The 21,813-nt window shown below is 61.7% G+C and carries 17 protein-coding genes, 1 tRNA gene and 2 riboswitches; of the genes, 13 read left to right on the top strand and 5 right to left on the bottom strand.

All coding sequences use genetic code 11. The features are described 5' to 3' along the window. Positions 1–235 precede the first annotated feature (235 nt). The 3 genes from H9K76_RS18030 (at position 236) to H9K76_RS18020 (ending at position 4,636) form a co-directional block, all read left to right on the top strand. Positions 236–2,335: a DUF7933 domain-containing protein gene (locus tag H9K76_RS18030; protein WP_187596690.1), complete on the top strand. Its 2,100-nt coding sequence runs from the start codon at positions 236–238 to the stop codon at positions 2,333–2,335. A 26-nt stretch (positions 2,336–2,361) separates the two neighbouring features. Continuing rightward, the gene (locus H9K76_RS18025) at positions 2,362–3,183 is read left to right on the top strand and encodes a hypothetical protein (protein WP_187596689.1); all 822 of its coding nucleotides are present in this window, start codon (positions 2,362–2,364) and stop codon (positions 3,181–3,183) included. 106 nt (positions 3,184–3,289) lie between these two features. Next, the gene (locus H9K76_RS18020; protein ID WP_187596688.1) at positions 3,290–4,636 is read left to right on the top strand and encodes a hypothetical protein; all 1,347 of its coding nucleotides are present in this window, start codon (positions 3,290–3,292) and stop codon (positions 4,634–4,636) included. Between the two features lie 48 nt (positions 4,637–4,684). Here the strand turns inward: H9K76_RS18020 and H9K76_RS18015 are convergent, their stop codons facing one another. After that, positions 4,685–4,972, bottom strand: a complete 288-nt coding sequence (locus H9K76_RS18015; RefSeq protein ID WP_187596687.1) for a GNAT family N-acetyltransferase — start codon at positions 4,970–4,972, stop codon at positions 4,685–4,687. 249 nt (positions 4,973–5,221) lie between these two features. Next, positions 5,222–5,330, top strand: a riboswitch (glycine riboswitch). Next, positions 5,331–5,448, top strand: a riboswitch (glycine riboswitch). A gap of 57 nt (positions 5,449–5,505) precedes the next feature. Here H9K76_RS18015 and H9K76_RS18010 point away from each other — a divergent pair. The 7 genes from H9K76_RS18010 to H9K76_RS17980 all read left to right on the top strand — a co-directional run bounded on the left by H9K76_RS18010 (position 5,506) and on the right by H9K76_RS17980 (position 16,734). Beyond that, positions 5,506–6,774, top strand: a complete 1,269-nt coding sequence (locus tag H9K76_RS18010; RefSeq protein WP_187596686.1) for a D-amino acid dehydrogenase — start codon at positions 5,506–5,508, stop codon at positions 6,772–6,774. Positions 6,775–6,878: 104 nt separating this feature from the next. After that, the gene (locus H9K76_RS18005) at positions 6,879–8,309 is read left to right on the top strand and encodes an amino acid permease (RefSeq protein WP_187596685.1); all 1,431 of its coding nucleotides are present in this window, start codon (positions 6,879–6,881) and stop codon (positions 8,307–8,309) included. A gap of 178 nt (positions 8,310–8,487) precedes the next feature. After that, a complete protein-coding gene (locus H9K76_RS18000) occupies positions 8,488–9,297 on the top strand; it encodes a HipA family kinase (RefSeq protein WP_187596684.1) in 810 nt (269 codons plus the stop codon). After that, entirely contained in the window at positions 9,284–9,691 is a 408-nt protein-coding gene (locus tag H9K76_RS17995) for a DUF3037 domain-containing protein (RefSeq protein ID WP_187596683.1), read from the top strand. The genes H9K76_RS18000 and H9K76_RS17995 overlap by 14 nt, the downstream gene beginning before the upstream one ends. 234 nt (positions 9,692–9,925) lie before the next feature. Then, positions 9,926–12,736, top strand: coding sequence for a putative Ig domain-containing protein (locus H9K76_RS17990; RefSeq protein ID WP_187596682.1), 2,811 nt, complete (start codon positions 9,926–9,928; stop codon positions 12,734–12,736). Between the two features lie 248 nt (positions 12,737–12,984). After that, positions 12,985–14,871, top strand: a complete 1,887-nt coding sequence (locus H9K76_RS17985) for an IPTL-CTERM sorting domain-containing protein (protein ID WP_187596681.1) — start codon at positions 12,985–12,987, stop codon at positions 14,869–14,871. Between the two features lie 357 nt (positions 14,872–15,228). After that, a complete protein-coding gene (locus H9K76_RS17980; RefSeq protein WP_187596680.1) occupies positions 15,229–16,734 on the top strand; it encodes an IPTL-CTERM sorting domain-containing protein in 1,506 nt (501 codons plus the stop codon). 199 nt (positions 16,735–16,933) lie between these two features. Here the strand turns inward: H9K76_RS17980 and H9K76_RS17975 are convergent, their stop codons facing one another. Together H9K76_RS17975 and H9K76_RS17970 are read right to left on the bottom strand one after the other, a co-directional pair. Further along, the gene (locus H9K76_RS17975; RefSeq protein ID WP_187596679.1) at positions 16,934–17,626 is read right to left on the bottom strand and encodes a class I SAM-dependent methyltransferase; all 693 of its coding nucleotides are present in this window, start codon (positions 17,624–17,626) and stop codon (positions 16,934–16,936) included. Between the two features lie 165 nt (positions 17,627–17,791). Further along, complete coding sequence (locus H9K76_RS17970; protein WP_187596678.1) at positions 17,792–18,385, bottom strand: DUF6630 family protein; 594 nt, start codon at positions 18,383–18,385, stop codon at positions 17,792–17,794. A gap of 128 nt (positions 18,386–18,513) precedes the next feature. Here H9K76_RS17970 and H9K76_RS17965 point away from each other — a divergent pair. After that, positions 18,514–18,603, top strand: a tRNA-Ser gene (locus H9K76_RS17965). A 159-nt stretch (positions 18,604–18,762) separates the two neighbouring features. Here the strand turns inward: H9K76_RS17965 and H9K76_RS17960 are convergent. Further along, positions 18,763–19,698: a LysR family transcriptional regulator gene (locus H9K76_RS17960; protein WP_187596677.1), complete on the bottom strand. Its 936-nt coding sequence runs from the start codon at positions 19,696–19,698 to the stop codon at positions 18,763–18,765. 94 nt (positions 19,699–19,792) lie between these two features. Here H9K76_RS17960 and pcp point away from each other — a divergent pair, with 94 nt between their 5' ends. Next, positions 19,793–20,440, top strand: a complete 648-nt coding sequence (pcp, locus tag H9K76_RS17955) for a pyroglutamyl-peptidase I (RefSeq protein WP_187596676.1) — start codon at positions 19,793–19,795, stop codon at positions 20,438–20,440. 84 nt (positions 20,441–20,524) lie between these two features. Here the strand turns inward: pcp and H9K76_RS17950 are convergent, their stop codons facing one another. Then, positions 20,525–21,463 (bottom strand): LysR family transcriptional regulator, encoded by a 939-nt coding sequence (locus tag H9K76_RS17950; protein ID WP_187596675.1) that lies wholly within the window; start codon positions 21,461–21,463, stop codon positions 20,525–20,527. Positions 21,464–21,596: 133 nt separating this feature from the next. Here H9K76_RS17950 and H9K76_RS17945 point away from each other — a divergent pair, with 133 nt between their 5' ends. Next, entirely contained in the window at positions 21,597–21,812 is a 216-nt protein-coding gene (locus tag H9K76_RS17945; protein ID WP_187596674.1) for a DUF3311 domain-containing protein, read from the top strand. The last annotated feature ends 1 nt before the right edge of the window (position 21,813 follow it).

Raw genomic sequence — 21,813 nt, 5'->3', positions numbered from 1 at the left:
GCCGGTGTCGTGAAGCCGGGCAGGGCGTGCCTGTGCAAGCAAATTACAGGCAGATCTATTTGGAAACAATTGGTAGTGTATAGGGGCGTTGCGGATGCGCGCGGTAGCGGCAGTGGCAGGATGAGCTGCGCTGGCTTGCGACGTTATGATTCCCAAAGAGCAAGATGACCGTTCAAGGAGCGCAACGCTCGATGGACGCATGGTCTGCGATGACATGCCCTGCCAGGAGAAACGCATGCCGATTCATACCTTTGCCCGCATGGTGGGCGTGTACCAGCCAACGAAGCAGCGCCGTCGGGTGGGAATGGGCTTGATTGCAGCGGCCTTGCTGGCGGCATCGGCCGCTGTGCAGAGCGCGCCCGCCGTCTTCCCGGTCAGAACGGTGCCAGTGACCCTCGATGGTGTTCCGCTGGGCACAAAGACCCCCGGCAGCGGGTTGCGCAATACCGTGGTGCGCGCCTCGGATGGTCTCTACCACATGTGGCTTTTCGGCGGCGCCAACGTCGGCCTCAGCCAGGTGGTCCATGCCACCTCCACGGACGGCATCGCCTTCGTGAGACAAGGCACGGTGCAGCCGCCGGCCAATTACTGGAACCTGGCGTGTGGGGTGAGCAGCGTGCCTGCCACAGAACCCATCGCCACCTTCGTGCGGGTGTCGCAGGTGGACGGCCAATGGCTGATGGCCGTCTGGCACCAGCAACAGGCCGGGCAGAACTGGTTCAGCTACAACACCAGCCTCTGGCGTATCGGCACCGATCCGAACAATTTGTCGGTGACTCCGATCGGGCCGCTGCCTTCCACGTTGTGCGGAACCAGCACGGCGCCGGGCCGCTTCCATGTGGGTGTTTTCGGCATGGAGGACTCCTTCATCTACCTGCGGCATGTGCCGCAGGCGGGCGCCTTGCCGGGGGCCCGTGGCGGGAATCTGGGGCGCTATGGAGTCAACCTGACTGCCTCTCCCGTGACGACGACCCCCCGTCCGGCAGCCGACACCGGCACCCCCAAGCAAACGCTGGAGGCGGACCTCTTTGCCGGCACCGGGTTCGCGGAAACCACGCCACTGCCGGCGGGGACCACCCGCGCCTTGGTGAACAACGCAGGCCGCACGTTGCGCAGGGGAGGCGTGCTGGGCACCTACTACAACTTTGCGGACTACAACACCACGGCGGCCATGGAGAAGGACCTGTGGTACGTGGAGTCCTCCGATGGGGGCGCCAGCTGGGCTGCACCGGTACGCATCTATGGACCCCAGGGCAGCAATGTTCTGGTCAACGGCCTGCCCAACAATGGCAATTTCAGTGCTCCGGAGGTGACTTCGGACGGGCGCAGCTACTTCACGACGCGCGATGCCTGCAACAACAACGTCATGGTCACGGCACCGAATGCCGGTGTGGATCCGGGCATGGGCATCAGCATGCAATTCAGTCCTTCGAGCGTGGTTGCGGGGCAGACCACGCAATGGTCCATTACGTTGCAAGGGCCGCAGGGCTGCGACCCCACAGCGGCCATACCGGTGGTCACCGATCTGGCCTATGCCCACCCGCTGCCGTCCAGCCTGCAACTCACGGGCACGGTGGTGAGCAACAGCTGTGCAGGCACGTTGGCCGCGCCTGCAGGCGGCTCGCTGAGCCTGTCGGGCGTGGCATTGGCCGCGGGGCAGAGTTGCACTACGGTCGTGGAGGTCCGGGGTGTCGAGCCCGGCAGTTACAGCGAACGCATTGCGGCAGCGGCGTTAACGAACGCGCAGAATCTGACACCGGCGCGGGATGCCGAGGCCACGCTGGCCGTGTCGGCGGCTCCCGTGGTGGTGCCGCAGGTCTCGGTCGCCAAGAGCCGGTCCGGCGGCACGCTGGCCGCGGGCGATACGGCCATCTATACGGTGACGGTGGCCAACACAGGCGAGGCGCCCGCCGGCGGCACAGTGCTCCATGATGCAGTGCCCGCAGGCATTGAAACCTGGGACTGGACATGCACGGCCTCGGGCGGTGCAGTGTGCCCTGCCGCCAGCGGTGCCGTGGCCCTGAGCGAGCCTATTGCGGACTTTCCTGCGGGCTCACAACTGGCGTACACGGTGACGGCCAAGCTGTCAGCGTCGGCCAGCGGCACCCTTACCAACGTGGCGGTGGTGACGCCGCCCACGGGAGGAAGCTGCGCAAGTGCATGCGAGGCGCAGGTGAGTGACATGATTGCCCATCGGGGAGATGCTGCGCCCGTTCCCGCATTGGCGCAGTGGGCGCTGATGCTGCTCTCCATTGCGCTGGCGGGAGTCGCTGCAGCGGGTTGGCGTCGTGTCGCATGCATTGATGATTCCCCTAAGCAAGGCAAGGGCCGGTGAGAAACACTGAAGCAGAAGCACACACCATGAAAACAGGACTCTTCTCTCCATCGGGGCGCGACACCGATGAGCAGCCTTATCGCCGCGGCAACTTCGATTTCGCCTGCGAGTGGATGGAAGGCGTCACAAATCTTGACGAGCTGCTGGCGCATCTGGATGCATTGGGGGCCACCGACCCCGGCCATCGCTACCTGAGCACGCTGGACGATATCAACCAGTGCAGCTACACCTGCGGCCACGCCGGGCAGGATGAGCGTCTGTATCTGGACCCTCCGGACGAACTGAACTGGGATGCACCCGAGCAGGTGGCAGCGTGGAAGCTGGCGGGCCTGCAACATGTGGTGCAGCAGTTGTCCAACCCCGACGTGGCACAGGGCTGGGCCGATGTATGCGGCACGCTGGCTGTCTGTGGCGAAGATGTGCAGGCGCTGGTGGCCATCAATCGGGCACCCGATCAGTTGCTGGACGATGTCGTCTATGTCCAGCGACTGCCTGTCGCCACCGATGACCTGATGATCGCAGGCCAGCCCAATGGCTACTTCAGCGTCGACTGGGACACGTTCCAGAACCACGCCATCATCCGCCACCTGGCCACACACCATGGTTATCGTTTCTTTGCGATGGGGGCATCATGCATGGGCTTCGTGCGTCCGGCCCCACCTTCCGCCAACCAGGCCGGCAGCCTGGTGGCCGCATTGCGTGAACTCTATGGTCAAGGCCAGGGCAGTGACGTGCTGGAGCACGAGGGCTGGGCGGAGTTGGCGCAGCTGCTGTCAACGAGGCGCACTCTGGTACTGGGCTATACCGAAGGGTTTGCCGAGAGCATGGGGTTGGATGGTGATGAATGAGCCTTGCGGCAAAGGAACAGGATCATGTTGAGGGCTTTGAATCGTCCCGATGGACTGTCCTGTAAGCAAGTTCATGACGATGGATGGAAACGAGGGAAAGAAGCGCATGAGCTCGAACGGTATGGATGTATTTTTATCGCAGTTTCGATCGGCGCGTTCGTCCCCGTCTCCTGAGCACGCCAGTGTCAAGGTGCAGGACTGGTTTTTCTGGGTAGAGCAAGCAAAGGAAGCCGATCTGCAACGCGCCCTTTCCTGTGCCATGGCGCAGCGTCTGTCACCGCAAATCTGGTTTGAACTGGCCCTGGCGAAGCTGCCGGATGCGGCATGGGGTGAGTTGGTGAATGAGGCACTTCCTGAGGCGCTTGCCGCCCTGCGCGATGGCGCTTCGCTGGACAAGGCGCTCCCGCTGCATGAAACCCTTTTGATGCAGGCAAGCTGGCAGCAGCCGCAAACGTTGCGTCCCCACGTTCTCGACCTGGTGAGTCCGGTGCTGGATGGTTCGCTGCAATTGCATTGGCGAGTCTGGCAGGAGCTGGATGAGGGGACTGCGGATGCGGTTCGCAGGCTGCTCGATGAGTGCTTCGAGAAGAGTCATCACAACGCCTGCATGGTCGGCATGGCCATCCTGCTTTCGCTGGGCGATGCCGTATCGCTGAAGCAAGCAAGTCAACTGCTTGCGCGATGGGAGACTGAAGATCGGGTCTACAAGGGTTGCCAGCTGCATGAATTTGAAGCGCCGCAGCCGCATCTGCATTCCACGGCGCCGTTGCACATGGTGTTCCCGGCAGGCTATGAACTTAAGGAAGATTGGGTTCCCAGGCATTGGCATCCTACTGCGCGGGGTGTGCCGCAGGGACCATCATGGCCCGTGGGCGGCGAGGGACGAGGGCAATGCGGCTGTTGTGGTGGTCCGCTGTGCCATCTGCTCAGTCTTCCGGAGTCATTGGTATTCAACAGTTCCAATGGGCTGAACCGTACGGTGAAGACAGATGAATGGATGAGCAAGGCGCAACCGGCTGTCAGCCTGTCCTTGTGCATGTCCTGCCTTGAGAGCGGTGCGGGTGAACTGCACTACGGGCATGATGCCGGAGGGGGCGCAACCTGCCTTCATCCCAATACGGTATCGGAGCCGGAAATACCGGACTACGTTGTCGACGGCCCGTTGCTTCCAGGTACCATGCGGCTGGCCCGAACCGCCGAGCGATGGTCGGCCCAGCCCTGGGAAGTGGGACAGTATCTGTATCGCGTCGGAGGGGCGCCGACCTGGGTGCAATCGCCCTGGTATCCGGTGTGCCGCCACTGTGGCGATGCAATGCACTTCGTGTTGCAGCTTGATTCCGGTTTACCTGAGGCCCGTCGCAAGGTGGAGCGTCTGTGGGGCAGTGGCGGACTGCTTTACGCATTTGCGTGCACGCCCTGCAGGCGCAGTGCATTCCTGATTCAGCATACCTAGGGAGTTTTGCAGAGGCTCCCTACGGACCCACGGTACGATTCAGTTTGATCAGACCAGCACGTCGCGTATCGACGCATCCTTGCCGAACTGCGCCTTGGCAAAGGGACACAGCGGCAGCACCTTGGTGCCGCTCGAGCGGGCCCAGGCGACCAGTGCGTCGAGCAGTTGGCGGCCTACGCCTTCGCCACGCAGCGACTCGTCGACATCGGTGTGGTCGATGATGATCATGGAGGCATTCGTGCGGCTGTATGTCATCTCGGCAATACGTTGGCCGAGCTTTTCGACATAGAACGCGCCTTTGGAATCTTCTTCCTGATGGTGGATCGGGTATGGCATGGTCAGACTTCGGGATAAGGTCGTTGGGTGTTGGTCCGGATTCGGGACGTTATGTCGTCTCCGAGTCATGGTCAAGTCTCGTTGATTGTTCAGTGGCCTTGCGACAATGGGGACTTAGGGCTTGAAGTGTTTGTGGTCCTGGTGGATGTTTGCAGCGCAAGGGAGAACGGGCTCACTGACACAGCCCTGTAGAAACCCGTATATCCAAGACGTGGCGATGTCCCTATAGTCGCCCTTCAGGCTTTCAGCCCAGTGATGTCGAGAGAGACTGCAGCGCACGATCTACGTATGTGCCGCATGCAGCGCCGAAGGAGCAACCGCCCCGGAAACTCTCAGGCAAAAGGATCGGCATCACTTGTTTCACCACTCTGAAGAATGTCCGGCGCCATCGTCCGCCAGGCATACCGAAGGAGCAAGCGAGTACCGCTTCGTGCGATACCTCGTGAATCTCTCAGGTCCAGAACAGAGGGGGCGTCCGATGCGCATGGTGCGCACGGGCTCCATCCCTTTGACGTATCTGGAGCTGGATCATCATGAAGACAATCGCCGTTATCGGAGGCGGCATCACGGGCGTGACCACGGCCTATGCCCTGGCCAGGCGCGGGTTTTCCGTCACCTTGTTCGAGAAGCAGCGCTACGCCGCCATGGAGACATCGTTTGCCAACGGCGGACAACTCTCGGCATCGAACGCCGAGGTATGGACCCATTGGTCCACCATCCTCAAGGGCCTCAAGTGGATGCTCAAGAGCGATGCACCGCTGTTGCTCAACCCCAAGCCGAGCTGGCACAAGCTCACGTGGTTTGTCGAGTTTCTCTCGGCCATTCCGCACTACCAGAAGAACACCGTGGAGACGGCCAGGCTGGCCATTGCAGCGCGTGAGCACCTCTTTTCCTGGGCTGAACAGGAAGGCATCGGTTTCGACCTGAAGAAAGAGGGCATTCTTCATATCTACCGCGACCAGGCGGGCTTCGAGCATGCCGGCAAGGTCTCGAAGCTGCTGGCTCAGGGCGGACTGGAGCGGCGTGCAGTGACCCCGCAGGAAATGCGGTCCATCGAGCCGACCCTGTCCGGCACCTTCTATGGCGGTTACTTCACGGAGAGTGATTCGACCGGCGACATCCACAAGTTCACCAGCGGCCTGGCTGCCGCGTGTGATCGCCTGGGCGTGAGCTGCCTGTACGGGCAGGAGATTCTTTCCGTGGCAAGCAACGGCAGGCAGGCCAGCGTGACCGTGCGCCATGGAAAGGAAACCGCCACGACCTCTTTCGACGGCATCGTGGTATGCGCCGGTACGGCGAGCCGCGAGCTGGCCGCCAGTCTGGGCGACCATGTCAATATCTATCCGGTCAAGGGCTACTCGATCACGGTCAACTTGCTCGACGAAACCAGCCGGGCATCCGCGCCGGTCGTGAGCCTCCTGGACGACGAGACCAAGCTAGTCACCAGCCGCCTGGGCGATGATCGCTTCCGCGTGGCCGGCACGGCCGAGTTCAACGGCTACAACAAGGACATCCGTGCCGACCGCATCCGCCCGCTCATCGATTGGGTGCAGGCCTGCTTTCCGGGCGTCAGCACCCGCAGCGTCGTGCCCTGGGCCGGCCTGCGTCCCATGATGCCGGACATGCTGCCGCGCGTTGGGCGGGGCAGCAAGCCCTGCGTCTTCTACAACACCGGCCACGGCCACCTGGGCTGGACCCTGTCTGCAGTCACCGCAGACATGATCGGCGACATCGTCCAGCAGTCCATGGGCGGCACCACCGCGAGGCCGCGGCCCGCACCCCTCGCGCACGCCAGCGCATAAGTTCAGGGTACTGGCTTTTTCCATCATCAACCGATCGCGGCAGCCATTGCGCCCCGTGCGGGGTGACTGTTGCCGCGTGCATCACAAAAACGGAGACAACCAACATGGATCGCACAGACTGCACGGCAGCCGGAGGGCTGCCTCACACCCAAGGAGAACTTGAGCGCGGGCTCAAGGACAGGCATATCCAGCTGATTGCCCTCGGGGGCGCCATCGGCGTGGGCCTGTTCCTTGGTTCCGCCAAGGCCATTCACAAGGCGGGGCCGCTGCTGCTGGTCAGCTATGCCATCGCCGGACTGGCCATCTTCTTCATCATGCGTGCCTTGGGCGAGTTGCTGGTGCACCGCCCTGTGGCGGGCTCCTTTGCCACGTATGCCGAGACCTATGTGAGCCCCTGGGCGGGCTTTGTCACTGGCTGGACCTACTGGTTCACCTGGGTGGTCACGGGCATGGCGGAACTGACGGCCATCGGCATCTATGCTCACTACTGGTTTCCCGCGATACCGCAATGGGTTCCGGCACTTGCCACGCTGGCCGTGCTGCTGGGAGTGAACCTTATCGCAGTCAAGGTCTTCGGTGAGCTGGAGTTCTGGTTCGCCCTGATCAAGGTCGTCACCATCGTCGCGACCCTGGTGCTGGGAGTGGCCATCATCATGACCGGCTGGGGGCCTCTGGGTCAGACCGCCAGTTTCTCCAACCTCTGGTCGCATGGCGGCTTTGCGCCCATGGGCATGGTCGGCGTGGTGTTCACCTTGCAGATAGCCTGCTTTGCCTACACCGGTGTCGAGCTGATCGGCGTCACTGCCGGGGAGGCCGAGGCACCCGAGAAAGTGCTGCCCCGCGCCACCAACAGCATCGTCTATCGCATCCTTATCTTCTACGTCGGCGCCCTGATCGTCATCATGTCGCTGGTGCCATGGAATGAACTCAGCCCGGACATGAGTCCCTTCGTCCATGTCTTCGAGAAGCTGGGTGTTCCCGCTGCGGCCGGCATCATCAATTTCGTGGTCATCACGGCGGCCGCGTCGTCATGCAACAGCGGCATTTTCAGCACGGGGCGCATGCTCTACACGCTGGCCCAGTTCAAGCAGGCGCCGGCGCGTCTCGGCAGAGTCAACTCACGCCATGTACCGGCTGCCGGCATCGTGCTCTCGGCTGCGTTCATGCTGGTGGGTGTGGTGCTCAACTACCTGGTGCCGGAGGAGGCGTTCATCTACGTGACCAGCATTGCCACCATTGGTGCGGTATGGACCTGGGGCATCATCGTCTATGCCCATCTGCGCTACCGCCGTGCCGTCCGGCAAGGCCAAGCCGCAGCCGTCTCGTACCGCATGCCCGGAGCGCCGTTCACGAACTGGTTTGTGCTGGCGTTTCTGCTGGTGGTCCTGGGGTGCCTCGCGCTGGACGCGAGCACCCGCATCGCGTTGTATGTGGCCCCCATCTGGTTCGGGCTTCTGACAGTGGGCTACCGCATGTACGCAGCCCGGACGGCCTCCGGCCCGCACCTGGCCCGGCAAAAGCAGCGACTCGCCTGACAGAGCCCCCTTTGGCGCTGTTGGCCGGCAGGGCCATCGAGCCGCTTTCATAATGCGAGGCATTGAGTGCGCCCTGCGGCTTTCGGAGGTGCTCCGGAACAGGCAAGGGCGTACGGCTATGGCAGCAAAGGGAATCAACATGTCGATATTCGAGATCCCGCGTCAACCTCCAGCGCCCATGACCGACTTGAGCACCAATGCACTACGCACCGTGGTGGTTGAGCGTTATGTGACGCCGTTACGCGAAGGCGGCTCCATGCCCGCCATCGTGGAGGCGGACGATTGGGGCATGTACGTGCTCAAGTTTCGTGGGGCAGGCCAGGGTGTGCGGGCTTTGATGGCGGAGTTGATCTCCGGCGGCATTGCACGCGCATTGGAATTGCCCGTTCCGGAGCTGGTTCTGGCAAGCCTGTCCGCCCGGTTGGCGCAGACCGAGCCGGATCCGGAAATTCAGGATCTGATCCGCGCCAGCGAAGGCGTGAACGTGGGGTTGGACTACCTGCCTGGCTCGGTGAACTTCGACCCTGCAGTGGACAGCGTGAGCGAGGAGTTTGCCTCGCGCACCGTGTGGTTCGATACGCTGGTCAGCAATGTCGACAGAACGGCACGCAACACCAACATGCTGATGTGGATGCGAGCCCCCTGGCTGATTGACCATGGCGCTACCTTGACATTTCACCATGCATGGGACGGGCATGTCGCGGATCCCGGCAAGCCTTTTGCCCCCAGCCTGGAACATGTGCTGCTGCACCGTGCAACGCAGCTGGCCCGGGTCGATGCGGGCATGGCTTCACGCCTGACATTGCCCGTGCTGACGGCCATCCTGCAGACCGTACCGGACTGCTTTCTGCAACAGGCCGCGCAGGACCTGCAGAGCGCGGCGCTGGCCGATCCCGAGGCGCATCGCGCCGCCTATGTGAATTATTTTCTGGCCCGGTTGAATGATCGCAGCCGCTGGTTGCAAGGAGTCATCAATGGACGGGTATGACCTGTACGACTACGCCATCGTGCGCGTGGTGCCGCGCGTGGAGCGAGAGGAGTTTGTGAACGCGGGCGTCATCCTCTCCTGCCAGAAGTCCGGCTACCTGCAGGCTGCCATCGCGCTTCCCGAGGCGCGCCTGCTGGCGCTCGATCCTGACGTGGACCTGGACATGATTCACCGCCATCTCGGGAGCATCGTGGCGATTTGCGCGGGGCACCCCGCCGGCGGCCCGATCGCGCAGTTGCCGATGCGCGCACGCTTTCATTGGCTGACCGCCAAGCGCAGCAGCGTGATTCAAATGTCGCCTGTCCATACAGGCTTGAGTACCCACACCGACGATGCACTGAAGCGCATCATGGCGCGCATGGTCCTGCCCCTGGCTCCGAACGTGCCGGTGTAGCCCGGGCCCGGCATCGCCGCTCGGGATGCTGGCTCGCAGGGAGCCTATGGCTTGCGCTGGCGTGAGTCCCGTGGCGATGCTGCAGTCGCGGCGGAAATTCACCAATTTACGGGATGGGCAGGCCAACTGTTAACGGGTGTAATGCCGGGTGGCGAGTTGTGCGTCGGTTTCACGTTTGGCCGGGCGGCTCGTCATCTTGAAAATTTCTCCTCTATATGGCGCAGGAGGATCGGCATGGACTCCATGAAAACAACCCCTCCAGACGGCGCGGACACCGTGCGCCGTATCGTGCATTGGCTGGCGATGATGGCCGGCGTGGTCCTGTTGCAGGCGTGCGGCAACGCCGTCAAGCCGTCGTGGATCGAGACCCCCCTGGTGGCGGATGCCTATCGCACCGCTTCCAACTCCAACTCCCACTACGCTCCGCGCGAATCCCGGTTGCTGGTGAATCGCGACGCCAGCACGCAGCTCAAGTTCAGCTACGCGACGTTGCCCGGCGGCTCCATGTTCAAGTTGCTGGTCGACAGTACCAAGAATGAGGCCAGCGTGACGCCGGAAAGCTATACCTTGAACAGCAGCAAGGTGGCCAGCGCGCGCCTGGTGCTGTATGTGGACAAAGTGACGACGCCCGGCTACCTGAAGATTGCCAGCGCCCACAAGGTGGGTGCAGACTGCTTTGCGCGCGAGGATGAGGAGCCCGCCGGCTGTGACCAGGTGGTGCAAAACACAGCTGGAGGAGGCGCTTCCGGTGGGGCCGCTACCGACGCAGACCATCCTGCGGAGCCCCTTTGCATCACCGAGCGAGGCTTCTACAGCTTCGATGTCACCTCACTGGTCAAGGACCGAATGGACAAGAACGTCGAATCGATGTTCACCGTGAGCGCTATTCCTGGTGCCTGTCCCGGCGCTGCCACACCTGCATCTACACCGACACCTGATGCCGAGTACAGCAGTTTTGAGTTTGCAAGCAAGGAGCAGGAGGTGGGTGCGGCACATGTGATGCACCAACCGCAGTTGCTGATTTCGCTCACCGACGCGGCGGGATATACCCAGCGCGCCACCAGCACCACCAGCGTGCGCCAATCTTCCACCGATCCGGCGGTCGCCTCGCAAAATTTCAGTCAGGACGAAAACCTGTCGATGAGCGGAGCCCCAGGAAATCGGGCCTATGCGCTCGTTGACGGCTCAACGCTGAACCTGGGTGGAGATTCTTTGCGCAATTCGCTCATCTTTGCGGGCCCCGTGAAGGGCAAGCAGTCGCTCATTCTTTTCGTGAACACGCCGGTACAGGACGCTTCAGGCATCTCGCCAGAGGTCAGCTTTTTCCACCGAGCCTCGATCGATCAGACCAACCCGGTGCGTTCCTGGAACGACGGCTGGAGTGAGCCGCCGCCGCAGGATCGGATGGCCGTCCTTGCACTGGACCGTGATGTGCCCAACCAGCAGCTATTGCTCGACACCAGCAAGCCCTATCTGGACAGTCTGGCGAATGCCTTTGTCCGCGATGCCAGTGCGCCGAACATTGCCTACGCGGGGACCACCAACCTGCAGCAGCCGCTGTCGATGGACAGCGACAACAACACGCGCACCGCGCATGGGCCACGACTTGTCACCGTCCTCGTGGACGAGTCGGAACCGGAGCAGTCATTGTTCAGCGTCCAGGCGATGTTTGACCAGCACGACAGCCGCTATTCTCTGAGCTACGACGTCTCCGTCTCGTCGGTGCGCGCACGCCTCGGGCAACTCTTCGTACGCCAGGACGCCCCCACGCTCAAGATCAGTCCATGGGCACGCTGGAAGAAAATATCCCGACCCTACATCACGCCCATCAACATCATTGTGCCCACGGCGGGTGCCAGCGCGGTGATGGCGACGGATCCCAATCCGGCGGATCAAGACCCTCCAGATTCAAAGGAGTCCATGGGCTATCAACTCAAAAATGCGCGAGCCAACCGCAGCGTGGGTCGCTATCAGGGCATTGTCAGCATGCCGGGCCACAACCTGCGCACCGTCATCGAGTTTGAAAACCTGCCCTTGCCCGTTCCCATGCTCAGCGGGCCTGCCACGGTGGACACGCCGCCTGGCAGTACGGTCCTCACGATGGAGGCCAATGCACCCGTGCCGTTGCGGCTGAATGTGGTGGATCCTGTGGGCGAGCACATCGATGACACCACCCAATGGCTCATCACCAGCAGCCATCCCGCCGACACGATGCCCGGCGTCATCCGGCAAACCGATGGCAGCGTGGCCTTCGCCGCCACGTTCTCGGGGCTGGGCACCCGCACGCTCACGGTGACCAGTCAAGGCGACAGCAGCATCACCGCCACGCTGGATGTCACCGTCAACCAGGGCACGCTGGCCGGTCAGATCATCACCTTCACCACCTCGCCACCGGCAGAGGCTGTGGTGGGCGGACGCTACACCGTGGCGGCCAAGGGCGGGGCATCGGGCAACCCGGTTGTTTTCACGGTGGAGGGGACTTGCACCATGGCGGACAACGTGGTGAATTTCGTGGGTGCGGGAACCTGCACCATCAACGCCGATCAGGCGGGCAATGCGAGCTACGCCCCTGCCGCGCGGGTGCAGCAGACATTCACCATCGTGCTTCCCCGTTTGGCGATCACAACAACCAGCCTCGGCAGCCTTGAGGTGGGCAAGGCTTACCGACTGGCGCTGACCGCATCGGGCGGCGTGCCGCCTTATACATGGACGGCAACGGACGGCGGTAAGCCCTTGCCTGCGGGGCTGAGCCTGTCGGCGGATGGTGTGCTCAGCGGCACACCGTCCACCGCAGGGGACTACACCAGCCTGGTGACCGTGACCGACAGCAGTGCAGCACCGCAGGTCGCCACCCAGCGCGTGGGTGTCACGCAGGCCAAGGCTGCGGCCGTTACCGTCTCGCAGGTTTTCAGCGGCACGGTGGCAGCTGTCGGTGCGGTGACCGTGACGCCTGTCCCCACATTGAGGCAGTGGGCGCTGGCGTTGCTGTCGATGGTCTTGGCGGGATGCGCTGCAGTGGGGGTACGCCGCGTCCGGGGGCGCTGATCGGGGCCGCATGTGTTCAGCCGAATCCGGTGCCTCCTGGGCATGCACAGACAGTTCTCTGCCTTCAGGTACGAACTGTTCGGCGCATGGTTCCAGGCGAGGTAGGAATAAGCTAGTTCCGCGTTGGCTGAAATTTCAAAAAATGAAATGGGGAGATTGACTCAATGTGCCGCACCTTACTTTTTAAGGCAAGAATGGCGTGCGAGATAGCCAAGGCCCGGTCATGGTCTCGCGCGTTGCGCTTTTGCTTGAGCGCACTTATTGCCGCATTGACTTTCATGTTGCAAACCGCGGCGGCAGGAGCGCTGTCTCATGTCAGCGTTGTACCAGACGATGCCGCGCCAGGTGCCGCCACCAATTACACGTTCACCTACACACTCGAACAAGATGTCAATGCGGATGAAGCCTTGTTCTATGTGAACTTTCCCCCGGGGTTTGATGTGGCGACGGGGGCATGTGACAGGATTGCCAGCATCACACTGAACCCTGTCCCCATGGGCGGAACGGCCATCTGCCGTGGTTCCTATGGAAGTGGCAATACGGTTGGGTTTGCTGTGAATACCAGCATCGGCGGAGGCGTTTCAGTCTCCGGTGGCACGGAAGTGGAAGTGGTGGTGAGCGGTGTTACCAACCCGCTTGTTTCTCAGAACTACGAGTTTGGGCAGGCAAGTGGCACGGCCATAATGACCACTCAAATGATGGATCCGATGTTTCCGATGGTCATGGAAAAAGACATCGCACCAGTCCAAACCGTCTTCATCGGCAACGCGACAGTGAATGGTGCGTGTGGAACGGCTTCAGGCGGCGTGTTTGCAAGTGCTCCCACGGGGCAGCTTTGTAGTGCGGGTGTTGCTTCGGTGATCAACACCTCGGCAAGTACCTATGGCTGGACCTGCAGCGGGACGGGGGGCGGTAGCACTGCAAGCTGCTCTGCAACTGTGGGGTATCCGTTGATTTTGAGCGTCTCACCCATTTCCACGGGAGCAGTGACATGCTCGCAGAACCCGGTTCCGTTTGGGGGAAGCGCCACGTGCACGGCCACTTCTGTTTCAGGCTATTCGTTTTCCCATTGGTCTGGTGATTGCGCCGGTGTCGGCAACACATGCCAGCTCGACAACGTTTCTTCAGCAAAAAATCCTCAAGCCAATTTCGTCGCATTTGCGCTCACAGACAATCTGGCGGCGGGAACTTATGGTGCGACATACAACCAATCACTGGCCACCCTGACCAGCGGAGGCCAGGGCGCCATCAGCTACAGTCTTGAAAGTCCGGTGCCTGGTGTTTCGTTAAGTCATTCAGGCGTGGTGACAACCCTTCCCAGTCTGGCTGCTGGCACTTATGCCATCAACGTTCAGGCAACGGATGCGAACGGCGGGACCACCACAATCACCCCGTTGTCGCTTTCTATTGCACCTGCTCCATTGACCATCGCTGCGACGAACGTGAGTATCCCCGAAGGCTCACCCATTCCAGCGCTGACGGGTACTTACAGTGGCTTCGTCAATGGCGAGACGACAGCATTCTTGATGGCGCAGCCAGTGTTCACCACAGCGGCGACTTCTTCATCACCTGCAGGAACCTATTCCATTGTGGCCAGTGGCGCAGTCAGCAACAACTACGCCATTACGCATGTAGCAGGGGTGTTGACGATCACGGCGCCGGAGTTGCTTATCGCGACGACCAGCCTCGGCAGCCTCCAGGCGGGCAAGGCCTACAACCTGGCGTTGACTGCATCGGGTGGCGTGCCCCCGTACACATGGACGGCAACGGACCCCGGCAAGCCACTGCCTGCGGGGCTGGGCCTGTCGACGGACGGCGTGCTCAGTGGCACACCGACCACCGCGGGGAACTACACCAGCCTGGTGACCGTGACTGACAGCAGTGCCGTGCCGCAGACGGTGGCGCTGGTCAAAGCCTCGGGTGCTCCCGTCTCGCAGGTGTTCAGCGGTACGGTGGCAACGGCCGGCGCGATGGCAGTGACGCCCGTGCCCACACTGGGGCAGTGGGCGCTGATCTTGCTGTCAATGGCCTTGGCCGGTTTTGCCAGAAGAGACCTGCGCCGCGTTCTGACGAAGGGACGGAGCACGCTATCCGCGAAATTACCCAATTCACGGTATTGTCAAACAGATTGTTAATGTGTGTAATGTTTGGTGTCTGAATATACCGCCGGTGGCGTCAATGTGCCAGGGCTAGCGTACCGGACGATCTGGCATGTAACTGTTTGACGATGCCGGGAGGAAGAACCGATGGGAGATACATCAGTGCACGGCATCCGTGAACCCCAACTTTTAGTCCCGTTCTTGAGCCATGGCGCCAGCCATAGGCAGGTGGGGGGCCAGACCTGGATAGGCAGGTTGCGCCGAGCATTGGCGTTGCTGACTTTGGTACTCGTCGTACCGGCGGCTTTGGCCACTCCTCGGCTCTCAGTCAATCCCCATCCGGTGGAAGTAGGGCATCCGGCGGCCAAGCCCGCCAGGGCTGTGGCGGGGCCGTTGGGCACACTGTCCAGCCCGGATCCGATGTGGTCGTTGACACAAAGCGGTTCGTTGGAGATCCAGACCGCCAATTCAATCTCGTGCAACTCGGAAGGGAAGCACACCGACAACAGCTATTACCGCCGGTTTGATCTGAGCGGCAGCATTGGAATGGCTCGTGTGGCGGTGAGCAGCGTGGACATAGGCATCGAGCAGGCGAGCGGTGGCCCGCAACCCGTTGTCGTCAGGCTGTATTCCATTCCCAACGAGGCCAGCTTGAATGTGGCCAACCTTGGCACACCGATTGGCATGGCCGAAGTCTCCGTTGCGAACCAAAGCAAGACCATCTTGAGCGTCCCCATCACTGCCGTGCTTGATGGCAACAGCCACGATCTAGTGGTCGAGGTATTTACACCCAACGGGCAGGCAGCGGGCTACAAGTTCTTCATCGGCTCCAACAACACGGCTCCTATCAACCCTGCAGGTGCCCCGTCCTATATCCGTGCGCCTAATTGCGGTGTCGTGGACATTGTCACTGTCGGGAGTCTCGGCTTCCCGAACATGCATGTCGTCATGGTCGTCCATGGAATGACCAGTCTGTCGGTCGGAGGGCAGGTGAGCGGCTTGACAGGCAGTGGGTTGCAATTGCAATTGCAAACAGCAGAGAATGAGAGCCTCGATATCACGGGCAACGGCCCCTACGAGTTTCTCTCCAGCCTGGAATGGGGCGGCAGCTATAGCGTAGCCATTGCCCGGCAGCCGGTTGGGCAGGTCTGTGAAGTGAGCAACCCTGCCGGCAGTGATATGCAGGCGAATGTCGGCAATGTGGATGTACGGTGTATGGGTCTGCAATCGATTGTGTTTACTTCGGAGGTGCCTACCGATGCGCGCACGGGCGGTAGTTATACGGTGGGGGCCACAGGAGGTGGCTCCGACAATGAGGTTACCTTTGCCGTAGATGCCGCCAGCGCGAGCCATTGCTCCATCTCGGGCCATTTAGTGAGCTTTACCAGTACAGGGACCTGCACCGTCCATGCCGATCAGGCAGGCAATGCCAGTTACATCGCTGCCCCGCGGGTGCAGCAGACGTTTTTCATTGCGCCTCCAGATCTTGCGGTGACCACGACGGATCTTGGCACCTTGCAGGCAGGCAAGCACTACAGCCTGACACTGGCCGCGTCAGGTGGCATTCCGCCCTACACATGGGCAGCGACGGACAGCAGCCAGCCGCTGCCTGCGGGGCTGAGCCTGTCGGCGGACGGCGTGCTCAGCGGCACGCCGACCAATGCGGGGGACTACACCAGCCTGGTGACCGTGACCGACAGCAGTGCAGTGCCGCAGACGGTGGCGCTGGTCAAAGCTTCGGGTGCTCCCGTCTCGCAGGTTTTCAGCGGTACGGTGGCAACAGCCGGCGCGATGGCAGTGACGCCCGTGCCCACATTGGGGCAATGGGCGCTGGTCTTGCTGTCGATGATCTTGGCTGGATTCGCCGCAGTGGGGGGGCGCCGCGTCAGGGAGAGCTGACCGGCCACAGGGGTTCGATCGAATTCATCGAAATCTGTGCTTCTGCGTTCTCGTTGATAAGAATTCATGAAAGACGGTCCCATGTGGACCGTTTTCCATTTCTACCTTCCAACATGTCTGTTTTACCCGCATTCTTGATCGCATAGCCATCTGCGAGCTGTCACTGCTTATCGGCCTTGGGTACGAAATACGGCTGGGCCTACGCTAAAAGCCCGTAGCCGAGTTGCATCTTGCGTCTGCGTGCAGGATCGTTGTTCACGGTATAGCGACCAAAGTAGCGGTCTCCCCACGTCTTGTCTGTGACGAGGTCGAAGGCGCAATCCTTCGCCATGTCGCGAATGCAGGCAGCGTTGGGAGACCAGAAGTTGGTGATGTCGCCAGCCAGGGTGTCCTGCTCGTAATAACGGGCGAGCGCAATGTGCTGGGGCAGTTCGTTCGCAGCATTGCTTTCGATGTACATCGCTCCATGGCGCAGCGAGCGGACGATTGCAAGGGCCTTCATCATGTCAGGCAGGTGGTATAGCACACCGAGAAAGAGTACATGGTCGAAGGTTCCGAGTTTCGATGCATCCAGGTCGAAAATGTTCGCGCAGTGGTACTCGAACGAGCGGCCCGTGATCCGCTCCATGGCACCGAACCCGTGGGCATCCTTGGCCCGGTAGTCGACGGCCACGACATGGGCTCCGAGCTTCTGGGCGGCCAGCGAAAAGAATCCATCGGAAGGGCCGATGTCCAACACGCGCTGACCTGTCAGATCAGCGGGAAACCCGATCTCGTCCAGCAGGAACCCAGGGTCGTAGGAACCGGGAGTGATGACTTCCGGATAGATCTCGAAGCGGTGATGCCAATGGGTGACGGAAGCGACCAATTGCCGGGCGGCTTCGAAATTCATCTGATCCTCTTTTCCTGAGTCTTCGGTTCTTTAGGTGCGAAGCCACGATGCTGGATTCTGACTTCGCGGCTCATCAGGCTCAGGAAATGAATTTGCACTTCTGCGCAAACTTAGTCAATGGGGCCAGGCACTTCTCAAGTCTGTGGGCGGTTTGACGTTGTTGTTCTAAAGTGCAATCAACTTCCGTCCCACGCGTTTTGCCAGTTCCTCAAGAGGCTCCGTGTCCTCCTGCGCCAACAGGCTCAGCGGGTAGCTGTCGCTGTCGATATCGAATGTGACCAGCGCAACGCCCTGTGAGCGGAGATGGGCCCCGGCCTCCGTCAACGCATCATGACCCATGGCTTTGCTGCCTGCGAGTGCATCCAGCGAAATCTCACGTTGCCGCGAGAATTGAAGTTGCTGAAGACCCCAGATCAGCTCCCCCATGTCCAGCTTCCAATCCATTTCATGGACCTGCTCCCGGCGCTGCAAGCCATCGACCAGCGCCAACCAGGGAGATACAGCGTCTGGACTTTCGATGCCCCGCTGGGCAAGATCATCGGCAAAGCGGCTGAAGTAGTGCTCAGGCTCGTTGAGCGCCTGTTCCACTTCGCTCCATAGCGCGTCCGCATCATCCGGAACCAGCGCCCTCCCGGCAGCCGTGCATAAGGCCCGCCAATGCTCGCCATTCGCCAGCGACACATCGGGAGAAGGTGACTGTGGACCCGTGGCGGCAGGGGTGCTGCTGATCAGTTTCCGAAGCCATGTGAACATGCTCATGTGAAAGTCATCCTCAACTTTGTATGCGCGTGCCGCGGCACGTCTCGACAGAACGGTGCTGTACGGGAAAATATCCAAGTTTGCCAAAACACCAAAAATTCAATGCTATAATCTCAGCTTCGAGTCGCGGAGAGGTGGCAGAGTGGTCGAATGTACCTGACTCGAAATCAGGCGTAGCAGCAATGCTACCGTGGGTTCGAATCCCACCCTCTCCGCCAATGATTGCATGTAAATCATTGAATTCAAACGAAGAAGCTACCTGAAAGGGTGGCTTTTTTGCTTTCTGGCCGCAGCTAGCCCATCGTCAGGCTTTTGCTTACAGAGCCGATGTCCATCCTCTGTATTTGGCACTCGGCGGATGACCCCATGACGGCAGCTCAAGCCCGCCGAAGGCCTTCCGATGCTTCGCGCAGGCAATCCCGGAGCCAGATCGCCGCGGCTTCGTTGCGGGTGCGCGGGCTGTAGACCATGTCCACATCGAAGCGCAGGGGGCCCAGCTCCTTCGGCAGCGGCCAGATGCCCAGCTGCTCCATCGGGAACTGCCTTGCGACCTTTTCGGCCATGGTGGCGACGAGGTCGGTGCCGCGCACCGCAAAGGGCAGCGCCACCACATGCGCGAAGGTGGCGGCCACGCGTCGGCGCAGGCCCGTGCCCAATCCGTCGAGCCGGGAATCGACGACGCCTCTGCGGGAGCCGTCATTGCTGGGAACGAAGAGCGCGTGCGGCAGTTCCAGGTAACGCTTGAGCGTCATGCGCTTGCCAGCGAGCCGTGGGTTGGAGCGATCGGCGATGCAGACAAATTCTTCGCTGAACAGCAATTCCTGCAGCATGCGCTTGGGCGGTTGGAGGTGGCCGCCGATGGCGACATCGACCTCGCCATCGTCGAGCTGGTGGTAGATGGCGCCGCGCTCCAGCGCCACCACGCGCAGATCGACGCCGGGTGCCTGTCGGCGCATGAGGGCCAGCAAGTGCGGCACGAGAACGATGTCGGCATAGTCGCTGGCGGCGATGGTCATGCATCGGTCGCCGGCCGTCGCCGGGTCGAATGGCACGCCGAGCGTCAGCGCATGGCGCACCTGCTCCAGCACCTGTGTGACGAGCGGTGCGAGGTCGCGCGCGAGCTCCGTGGGCTGCATGCCGCCCACGCTGCGCACGAACAGCTCATCGCCGAACAGCGAACGCAGGCGCGAAAGTGCGTTGCTCACGGACGGTTGCGCACGATGCAGGCGCTGCGCCGCGGCCGTGACGTTGCGTGTGGCGTGGAGCGCGTCGAAGACGACGAGCAGGTTCAGGTCGACGGCAGACAGATTCATTTCATGAATTCCATGAATACACATTATCCATTTCCCGGATGATGGTTCGCATGCCTACCATGCAGCGCTTCATCGCGAAAATTTCCAGTCCACCATGCAGAACATCCTGGTCACCGGCATCGAGCCCTTCGAGGGCGAAACCATCAATCCCTCGTGGGAGGCCGCCAGGCGGGTCCATGGTGAGCGCATCGGCGATGCCTCGCTCGTGGCGCGCCAGCTGCCCTGCGTGATCGGAGCGGTGCGGCAGGCACTCATCGAGGCCATCGAGGAGACGCAGCCACAAGTGGTGCTCTGCCTGGGGCAGGCCAGCGGGCGGCCCGATATCTCCATCGAACGCGTCGCCATCAATATGGTGGATGCGCGCATTCCCGACAACGCGGGCAACCAGCCCATCGACGAGCCGGTGATTGCCGGCGGTCCTGCCGCGTATTTCTCCACGCTGCCCATCAAGGCGATGCTGCGCGCGTTGCGCACCGCAGGCATCCCGGCGTCGGTTTCGCAGACGGCGGGAACCTACAACTGCAACGCCATCTTCTACGTTCTCGCGCACTACATTGCCACCGAGCGCCCGGACCTGCGCGGCGGCTTCATCCACGTGCCCTACCTGCCGCAGATTGCCGCGCGGCATCCCGGTGCGCCGAGTCTTTCCCTGGAGATGCAGGCCGAAGCCATCCGCGTGATGGCAAGCACGGCGCTCGCTTTTCCCGAGGACATCAAGATGGGAGCCGGGGCGGTGTATTGAACAACCTATTTCCCCTATTCCGCAAGATGACCATGGCCCCTGCTGCACGGGTGAGGCGTGCGGCCGTATCCACAGGGTGACTGTTCATTGCGGCCTGCTCGCCGGGCCCGGCGGCTCCTCCTGCATTTCACGCCAGCGTGTGCGGGTGAACGCGTACAGCAGCTGGAGTGCGGGCGAGAGCGTTCTGCCCGTGATGCGCGCGATGCCGTAGTGGCCATAGCGCCCCGGATCGACCGGCAGCGCCACCTCCACCATCTCGCCGCGCGCTCTTTCTTCCTTGGTGAGGGCGAGGATGCCGAACAGCAACGTGTCGCTGGCCAGGGTGACCTTGCGCAGGGTCTCCAGGTCGTTGCAGTGCAGGGTGAAGAGTTTGTCCTGCTCTGCCTCGGGGCCCCACAGGTCGACCAGGCGGCGGGTGATGGCCGTGCTGAGGGTTGTCGTCGCCAGGGGATATTGGCGCAGCGTATCGAAGTCGATGCGCCGGTTCTTCAATATCGGGTGGCCCGCGCGGCAGACCATGCCGGCCTCCAGGTCGCCGAGCGGCTCGATGTCCACGCCGCCCGCGCTGCGCAGGATGTAGCCGTCGCCGACGATGGCGTCGATGTCTTCGGCGTTCAGGCTCTCCAGCAGGGCCGTGGTTGATGTCATCTCCGTGCGTACCTTGATGCGAGGGTGGCGCTGTGCCATGTGGATCAGGAACGGGGTGAGCAGCAGCGCTGCGGGCCCTGGTGCAAAGCCCACGTTGAGCTGTCCTTCTTCCGCGCCGCGCAGCAGTTCCATGTCTCGCTGCAGCTGCGTCATCTCGAGTCGCATGCGCCGCGCGCGCTCCGCCACCAGCTCGCCGAAGACCGTCAGGCGCGCACGCCGTGCGCCGCGGTCGAAGAGCTGCACCTTCAGTTCATCTTCCAGCGCGCGGATGCTCCGGCTGAGCGCAGGCTGCGTGAGATGCACCGCGCGGGCGGCATCGGAGAAGGTGCCGTGCTCGACGATGGCGAGCAGATGCCTCAGTTTCTGTGAATCCATGAGTTTGCCTCATGCTTTCTTCCAAAAAATTGCATTTGAATTATATGAACGAAGTTTCTACCATTGATTTCAAAGGCGGCGCGAGGCTCGAAACGCGTGACCGCATGTATTTCAAAGCGACAGGAGACAAGCAATGCTCAAGGTTCTGATCGGGCTCGGGATACCGTACATGGCGGTGATCGGGCTGCTTCCGTGGGTGGCGTCGGTGGACATGTTCGTCCTTGGCGTTCCATTCATCTACATGTGGATCTTCATCTGGTTCGTGCTGACTTCGGCCTGCATGTACCTGTGCTGGATTCTTTTCGATCGCGACGGGCCGGACGCAGATGCGGCCGCCGAGCAGCATTGAG

It is taken from the genome of Diaphorobacter ruginosibacter (assembly GCF_014395975.1).
GTDB lineage: Bacteria > Pseudomonadota > Gammaproteobacteria > Burkholderiales > Burkholderiaceae_C > Diaphorobacter_A > Diaphorobacter_A ruginosibacter.
Note: the sequence above shows the minus strand (reverse complement) of the source record. Positions and strands in the feature narration are given on the sequence as shown.

Coding starts and splice junctions, on each gene's coding strand:
- H9K76_RS18030 (WP_187596690.1), top strand. CDS start 236: ATGCCGATTCATACCTTTGCCCGCATGGTGGGCGTGTACCAGCCAACG.
- H9K76_RS18025 (WP_187596689.1), top strand. CDS start 2,362: ATGAAAACAGGACTCTTCTCTCCATCGGGGCGCGACACCGATGAGCAG.
- H9K76_RS18020 (WP_187596688.1), top strand. CDS start 3,290: ATGAGCTCGAACGGTATGGATGTATTTTTATCGCAGTTTCGATCGGCG.
- H9K76_RS18015 (WP_187596687.1), bottom strand. CDS start 4,972: ATGCCATACCCGATCCACCATCAGGAAGAAGATTCCAAAGGCGCGTTC.
- H9K76_RS18010 (WP_187596686.1), top strand. CDS start 5,506: ATGAAGACAATCGCCGTTATCGGAGGCGGCATCACGGGCGTGACCACG.
- H9K76_RS18005 (WP_187596685.1), top strand. CDS start 6,879: ATGGATCGCACAGACTGCACGGCAGCCGGAGGGCTGCCTCACACCCAA.
- H9K76_RS18000 (WP_187596684.1), top strand. CDS start 8,488: ATGACCGACTTGAGCACCAATGCACTACGCACCGTGGTGGTTGAGCGT.
- H9K76_RS17995 (WP_187596683.1), top strand. CDS start 9,284: ATGGACGGGTATGACCTGTACGACTACGCCATCGTGCGCGTGGTGCCG.
- H9K76_RS17990 (WP_187596682.1), top strand. CDS start 9,926: ATGGACTCCATGAAAACAACCCCTCCAGACGGCGCGGACACCGTGCGC.
- H9K76_RS17975 (WP_187596679.1), bottom strand. CDS start 17,626: ATGAATTTCGAAGCCGCCCGGCAATTGGTCGCTTCCGTCACCCATTGG.
- H9K76_RS17970 (WP_187596678.1), bottom strand. CDS start 18,385: ATGAGCATGTTCACATGGCTTCGGAAACTGATCAGCAGCACCCCTGCC.
- H9K76_RS17960 (WP_187596677.1), bottom strand. CDS start 19,698: ATGAATCTGTCTGCCGTCGACCTGAACCTGCTCGTCGTCTTCGACGCG.
- pcp (WP_187596676.1), top strand. CDS start 19,793: ATGCAGAACATCCTGGTCACCGGCATCGAGCCCTTCGAGGGCGAAACC.
- H9K76_RS17950 (WP_187596675.1), bottom strand. CDS start 21,463: ATGGATTCACAGAAACTGAGGCATCTGCTCGCCATCGTCGAGCACGGC.
- H9K76_RS17945 (WP_187596674.1), top strand. CDS start 21,597: ATGCTCAAGGTTCTGATCGGGCTCGGGATACCGTACATGGCGGTGATC.